This is a genomic window from Rufibacter aurantiacus (assembly GCF_017916345.1).
Taxonomy (GTDB): Bacteria; Bacteroidota; Bacteroidia; order Cytophagales; family Hymenobacteraceae; genus Nibribacter; species Nibribacter roseolus.
In genome coordinates, this window is the sequence record NZ_JAFMSV010000005.1 from 513676 (window position 1) to 520474 (window position 6799).

At 42.7% G+C, this 6799-nt stretch carries 10 protein-coding genes; all 10 read right to left on the minus strand.

Translation table 11 applies throughout. The annotated features are described in order from the left end of the window. Positions 1-138: 138 nt before the first annotated feature. Positions 139-873, minus strand: coding sequence for a cupin domain-containing protein (locus tag J3P34_RS21065; RefSeq protein ID WP_210490591.1), 735 nt, complete (start codon positions 871-873; stop codon positions 139-141). 354 nt (positions 874-1227) lie between these two features. Further along, a complete protein-coding gene (locus J3P34_RS21070; RefSeq protein WP_210490592.1) occupies positions 1228-2505 on the minus strand; it encodes an outer membrane beta-barrel protein in 1278 nt (425 codons plus the stop codon). A gap of 72 nt (positions 2506-2577) precedes the next feature. Then, positions 2578-3045: an SRPBCC family protein gene (locus J3P34_RS21075; protein ID WP_210490593.1), complete on the minus strand. Its 468-nt coding sequence runs from the start codon at positions 3043-3045 to the stop codon at positions 2578-2580. A 91-nt stretch (positions 3046-3136) separates the two neighbouring features. Then, positions 3137-3502, minus strand: coding sequence for a DUF2200 domain-containing protein (locus J3P34_RS21080; protein WP_210490594.1), 366 nt, complete (start codon positions 3500-3502; stop codon positions 3137-3139). Position 3503: 1 nt separating this feature from the next. Next, positions 3504-3896, minus strand: a complete 393-nt coding sequence (locus tag J3P34_RS21085) for a DUF1801 domain-containing protein (RefSeq protein WP_210490596.1) — start codon at positions 3894-3896, stop codon at positions 3504-3506. A gap of 28 nt (positions 3897-3924) precedes the next feature. Next, positions 3925-4362 (minus strand): VOC family protein, encoded by a 438-nt coding sequence (locus J3P34_RS21090; RefSeq protein WP_123128710.1) that lies wholly within the window; start codon positions 4360-4362, stop codon positions 3925-3927. Positions 4363-4457: 95 nt separating this feature from the next. Further along, the gene (locus J3P34_RS21095; protein WP_210490597.1) at positions 4458-4814 is read right to left on the minus strand and encodes a hypothetical protein; all 357 of its coding nucleotides are present in this window, start codon (positions 4812-4814) and stop codon (positions 4458-4460) included. Positions 4815-4914: 100 nt separating this feature from the next. Beyond that, positions 4915-5496, minus strand: a complete 582-nt coding sequence (locus tag J3P34_RS21100) for a YdeI/OmpD-associated family protein (protein WP_210490598.1) — start codon at positions 5494-5496, stop codon at positions 4915-4917. 1 nt (position 5497) lies between these two features. Then, positions 5498-5890 (minus strand): RidA family protein, encoded by a 393-nt coding sequence (locus J3P34_RS21105; protein WP_210490599.1) that lies wholly within the window; start codon positions 5888-5890, stop codon positions 5498-5500. A 77-nt stretch (positions 5891-5967) separates the two neighbouring features. Then, positions 5968-6660 (minus strand): helix-turn-helix transcriptional regulator, encoded by a 693-nt coding sequence (locus J3P34_RS21110; protein ID WP_210490600.1) that lies wholly within the window; start codon positions 6658-6660, stop codon positions 5968-5970. Positions 6661-6799: the final 139 nt, after the last annotated feature.

The following is a 6799-nucleotide window of genomic DNA, read 5'->3' on the forward strand; positions in this document are numbered from 1 at the left end:
AGTAAACCTGACCATGTGAGAAAAAGGAAGGAGGCAGGAGGCAGGGTATTTCTTCAAAGCAGGCAATAGGAATCTGGTTAGGAGCGATGGCTCCTAATTTTAGCAACCTATGTTTGAACCTGCTTTAAGGGCTAATTCTTAGTTTTTAGCGCTCAGCTTTTTGTCTGAAACAGCCACTTTTGTGGATGGTGCGCCCTGGGTATTATCCTGCTTTTTAGCCTGCTTGCTTTTGTCAAAAGGGAAATAATCTACCACATCATATTTCCAGACGTTGGTGGGGAAAATCACCACCAGGTTTGCTGTTTCTTCTCCCACGTTCTTAAACGCATGCGGAACCATAGGCGGGATGTTCACCATGTAGGGGGCCTTGATGGTGAAGGTAGTATCGCCTAAGGCATATAAAATGTCCCCCTCCAGCAACACATGTGATTCTTCGCCTTCATGCGTGTGCATGGGCGGATAACCGCCCGGGAAAGTCTCGGTGATACCAATGGTCAGGTTGTTGTACCCATTTCTCTGACCTTCCATGACATGCACGTATTCGCCGGGGCCTGGGTTAATGGTGGGCATTTTGTCCAGGGTGACGGCGTGGTGGGAGTAGTACTTCATGGATGGGGCGGTAAACGGACCCGGCACGGTTCGTCTTTCCAGTACTTTGTGCGGATGGTGCTGGGCATGCAGCCTTACCATGGCTTGGTCTGGAGTTACTTTGTTTTCCTTTACCAGATTACTTAAGGGGAAGGTCTCTTTGGCCTTGCTCTCAGTGGAGGTTTTGCTGGTAGGGGTGTCGTTTTTTTTGGCCGAGCGGCTAGTACAGGAAGAAAGAAGAAGCAGTACAAAAACCGCTAAATAGAAGGGCGAGAAGGCTTTCATGATAAGTGGTTTTTAAAATGAAAGATTTTTTCCTCAGCATTTCAGTTCACATGGCAGATCCGGATGGTGTAATTAAATATACTTTATTTTGAGGCTATTTTCTAAAGAATTAACCAAAATAGTTGACTCCCAAAGGTTTATCTTTAGAATAAAAGGAGGAGTATCACTTGCGGATCAGACAGTTTGTCGTCCCGCAAGCGATACTCCTCCTAATAGCGGGGAGAAGGATATTGGGTGTTGGTGATGTACAGATGAGCAGTCCTGTGTTTTGGGTTCCTTTGGCGGAAAATAGGTCCCAAACATAAAGGTCCCCATTTGACTTGGTTTTAACTTGCTCTTGCCGCTGAAAACAGGTTAGAATTGAAAACCCATTTGCAACTGTAAATCAGATCTGTAACTATCTAAAGGACCTGCTCCTTTTTTATAAGTTACGCCTATGGAAAAAGGTCTTTTGCCCGTCTTTATGTCAACCCCAGCACCTCCCATAAAATAGAACATGATAGGCTTGTCATCATAAGTTGTATCTAAAGACGCTGTATATACCGTTTCTTGGTTTGAAGCGCCATCCAAGGGCCCAGACGTGTATTCATACCTTCCTTTCTGATTTAAATAGATGTCACAGCCCGGTCCAAACTTAAAGAAGGGCAAAACCGATGCGTTACTTCTATAGAAGGAGTACTTAAACATGAGGGGGAGTTTAAGAGTGGTGAATTGGATGTTTGTTTTGTAGCTATATAATAAGGGATATAGCGCTAGTTCTTTTTGCGATATATACTCTGCAATATTCAAAGCGGGAGCCAACTGCAGGAAGTATTTATTCTCCCCTATAAAGTTCAGACTCAGGTCTACCAGTACACCCACTTCATAAGTGAAACTTGGTTTAAAATCTAAGTACTTCCTTACATCATAATCACTGATATACATGTTGTAAGGCGGAGAATCCAGGTGGGAGAGGCCTCCTGCTACAAATACCCCAAACTTTGATTTAACTCCTTTAGGGGCAGGTTTTTCAAACTGCACATATTCCTGGGAGGGAGAACTGAGTTGCTGGTAGGCTTTGGCCAGGGATACCAGATCTTTGATAGTACAAGAGGCTCTCTCTATACTGGGGTGTAAAGAGGGCTGATCCCACATGAGATACTTCAACTGCCCCCTGAATTTCTCCGGAACTGCTTGCCCTTGGTTAATACCGCCATTCCTTAAGTTCCCGGCAAACCTATCATGATGGTCCAGTTCCACCACCTGGTTTCCTTTTGACACAAAGAAGTGGTCTTTGACATCCTCTTTGTAATAAAATACACTAATCAATCCCTGGGAGACAGATTCAATAAAAACGTCTTCTTCTAACCCGTAATTAAATTGAATGCTGGATAGGTAATTTTTTCCATCCTGAAACCGGTAAGCCCTGATCTGATCAGGGGTATAGACCACTTTGTCCTGATCCTGCTCTTTTTTGAAGACGCAGTTTTTGGCGTTGGCTATACCGCTCCGGTAATTGAGGAAGCCTTTTACCGTATCACCTTGTAATGTGATAATGTAACCAGGCCTGAAATCTGTTTGGGCTTTAGTTTCTGAAAAAAGGAAAAGAAATGTAAGTAGGGAAAAGGCAATCTTGTACTTAAAAGAAATCATGTAAAGTTGTAATGATAGGCTATGGGTATGAATTGGGTTATAAAATGGCAAGATAGGAATTGGTTATTGGTATTAGATAGAAGCCATCCTGGTTAATTCTACCTGTAATTTGTCAAAGTTTTCTTCATTCTTGTCAACCGCAAATTTCTTGATTTTCGAACACTCTTTCTCAGTGTCAAAAAGCATCTTGAAGATGACGCGGGTGGCGTTGGCGGTTACTTCTTCAAAGGTTACCAATACCTGGAAAAGCGGTTGAGAGTGCCGTTTCCAGTGAATAAGGGATGGGGCGTCTATCCTGATGAACTCACATTCATTCTGGTAATTCCCTTTCTCGGGGCCGTGCATGGTAAAACGCCACATACCTCCGGGCCTGAAATCAAACTCATGGAAGGTATTGGTAAACCCCGCCGGACCCCACCAGTTCTGTAGATGCTCTGGATTAGCCCAGGCCAAGAAAACCAGCTCTTTGGAGCCCTTAAAAACACGGGTGCAGACAATCTCGCACTCGTCGGGGGAAGAGGGGATAGGTTCTGCTAACATACCGAGGAAAAGGGGATAGAGTAAAGCGTTTTATGCAATGGTCACTAGGAAGTATAATATATAAAACAGGCAGATAGATTATCCTCTGCCTTTATCCCTGGCGCAGAATTTTCTCCATCTTTTTGCCTTTCGCCAGTTCGTCTATCAGCTTGTCCAGGTACCGGACCTGCCGGGTCAAGGGGTTTTCAATTTCCTCTACCTTATAGCCGCAGATGGTGCCGGTAATCAGGTGGGCATTGGGGTTCAGGTTGGCCTCCCGGAAGAATGTCTCAAACGTTGCTTTCTCGTTCACCAATTCCTGCAGCTTCTGGTCCTCATACCCCGTGAGCCAATGGATGACCTGGTGCAGTTCTTCTTTGGTGCGCCCTTTGCGCTCTACTTTGGTGACATAGTGCGGGTAAACCGAGGAGAAGGTCATGCTGGCTATTCTGGCATCATGCTCGGGTGTTGCTTTCATGTTATTTCAATCTTTCCAGTTGTCCTTTTCTTTTCACCAGGTTCTTGTAGTCCCACTGAATTTCCCTGGCTTTCTTCAGCCAGTTCTTCACCTGGGTTTCATCCACCTGTTCAACTAAGGTATAGGTGATGGAGGCATCTTTGAACTTGCCGGTGCCCGACTTCAACTGCTCTTCCCCAAAATCTGCACCGCTCCAGAACATGAGCCGGACCCCGCCCTTCAATTTGCTGTACCCAACAATAGGGTTGCCTTCCAGAAACCATACCGGGTGGGCATGCCAGATTTTGCTTTCTGCCTCGGTCAGTTCGGCGTCAATAACCCTTGCCAGAAGGTCACAGATTTCCTGGTCGGCCGCTGTTTGACTGTGGTGATAGGCTTGTATTTTCTCTTTCATGGTGGTTTTCTTGGGGGTGGCTCCTCGGCTATATTTGTCCCTTATGGTTTGGGTCAAAGTCTACCATCCATTCAATTCCATATTTGTCTCTGAACATACCAAAATAGGAGCCCCAAGGGCTATCAGAAATAGGCATTTCAATTTGCCCGCCTGCCGAGAGTCCATGAAATAGTTTGTCGGCTTCTTCTTTGCTTTCAGCACTAATCACAATTTTACTTCTGTTCTCATTTTCGTTTGTTCGCCCCAGTACTTCAGGTACATCATTGGCCATCAAGACACTTTTGCCTATGGGTAAAGCAATATGCATGATTTTATCCTTTTCATGATCTGCTACTGGGAATTCAGCGCTTGCCAAATCTTTGAAACGCATTATTCTGGCGAACTCTCCGCCAAATACTGATCTGTAAAAGTTGAATGCTTCTTCTGCATTTCCGTTGAAATTAATGTGTGGGTTGATATTCGCCATAATTTCAAATTGTGACTTGATTTTTATATTTAACTAACCTTATTCAAGACACCCGTAACCAAAAGCTATAAGTAATCTTGGATTCTAAATTATTTTTATTTAAATGTTTGGGCTGATTTTATGTAGTGTTCTGATTTAGTAAAATCAACACAGTCTTCTATGGCCCTTTTCAGAAGGAATTTTTCATCTTGAGAAATTCCGGCTCCCCACACAGCTCCTTGAATTGCAAGCAATATTTCCTTTTCAAGGTCTGATCTTACTTCAACTTCTTTTCTGTTTAGCAGAAGGCTTCCTGGCCGGGGAAGGTTGTCAAATCTTTTTAAGGTTGCTCTCTGCACAAACTCAATTTCGCAAGTTTGAGAACTTTGGTCTTGCATAACCAGAGTTACCGATCCTCCGTCCATCCAAAGATGAACATCTTCTATGGTTAGCTTTCCTTTGATATTGAACAATTTGAAAATATAGCAGTTACGCCTAACGGCTTAGTGTAAACAATGTGCAAAGCCGTCGGCCGTGGCATAGTGTTTACACAATGTTAGGTATATGTGCCTTTTACAGCAAGTGTGTTGGCTTTAATTTTTGGCCTGCAAGTTCTACTATTTCAATTATTCGTTTATTCCTTGTCTCAGGCCGCCTGGCAAGTACTAGCCATTGTAATATTGCTTTCCTGGCAGACTTACTCAAACTTAAAAAGAAGTCTTTTGCAAATGGTTTGCTGGCGAATGCTGTCTCTAAATCTTTTGGGATGATTAAATCTTCCACTTCATCTAATAGGGTCCAGGAACCATTTTGCTTGGCAATTTCAACGCTTTTATAACCAGCATCTGTCATTTGTCCGTTGCCAATCAGTTCCTGCACTTTCATTTTATTTATTTTTGACCAGGTACTAGTTGGTTTGCGTTTGCTAAAAAACTGATGTGCTGTTTCTTCGTCAACCTTTATTTTTTTACTATCTATCCATCCAAAACATAGTGCCGCATCTACGGCTTCACTCCAAGTAATAGCTTTTTTTGCAGATCTTTTGTTGTAAAACACAAGCCATACAGCCTGCTTTGAAAGATGGTTTTTCTCTAACCACTTCCACCACGCTGTATAGCTTGTAGCATGAAATATTTCTATCTCTTTCTCTTGCATTTTACTTGACCACAGTAGCCTCAAGCTCAACTGTTAAAGTGGCAAAAAGCCCTTTTACTTCAATTAAAGTTGTTGCTTGCTGGATGCCATGTTTTTGTATAAATGGCACATATACATCCATACAAGTAGTGAAAAATTCCTGCGTTGAGGTTGTGTAGATATTGAGTCTGACAATGTTTTTGCATTCGTAACCCGATTCATCAATCAGTTGCTTTAAATTAGCAATTGCCTGGATTAACTGCGAACGCATATCTGCATTGCTTGGAACTCCGTGGACATCAAGGGCAACTTGTCCTGAGCAATAAAGGGTCCCAGTAACGTTTTTTACTTCAACGGCCTGTACTGAATTGGTGTTTTTACCCCAAACCCAAAGGTCAAATGTTTGCTTTTCCATTTTTTGCAGTGTTTTAAAATTTACAATGCAAAGGTGAAGCACCGTTATGACAGCCCTATGTCAGGGGTTAGACTGAGTTAATGAAATTTATCGAAATATTCCTGTAACGTCATTTTATGTTGGTCAAACTTTTCGGTTAAAATCTCCAATGCCGTAATTCTGTCTAACCTAAAATATCTAAATCCATTTCTTAGATGACACCAGGCTATTAGCAACCAATTTTCTGTGGTGCTAATTAGGGCAAAAGGCTCAATGGTGCGATGGGTTGTTTTATTTTGTTCATTGGTATAGTCTATTCTAACCAAATAAAAATTGGTTAGAGCATATTGTAGTTGTGAAATATTGTCACTGTTTCTTTCTCTGTTTAAATTTTGCTCAAAACGGGTACGGTCAGCGAGTAAGTTGACTTTGTCTTTTTCTGTCTGCCTTAAAACTGCTTTTATTTTGTCTATTGCTTCAGTGTAATCCCTGATGAAAGACGTGTCTTTGTTCTTCAGCACTAACTGTTCGGCAAGGATCAAAGCATTGGCTTGACTTTCAGAAAACATGACAGGCGGGATTTTATATCCTTCCATTAAGGAATACCCCTTACCGTCTTCTGTCAGGATAGGAACACCTGCTTGTTCTAATGCCCTGATGTCTCGGTATATTGTCCTGATGCTAACGTTGAATTTGCTTGCTAGGCTTGCCGCTGTCGTCAGTCGTTTCGTTTGCAGTTGTGTCAAAATTGCAGTCAGCCGTGAAAGTCGCTTTGTATCGTTTTCGTTCATTTATTTGTCTGACTGTTAATGTTTGTAGAGTGTTTGGTGGTATTACGCCTAACGTACTGGGCTATGCGGTGGCGTAGCTACCGTATAGGTGTGGTTATTTGCTGGGCTTTTACCGTCTGGATTGTTCATGGACAATTGG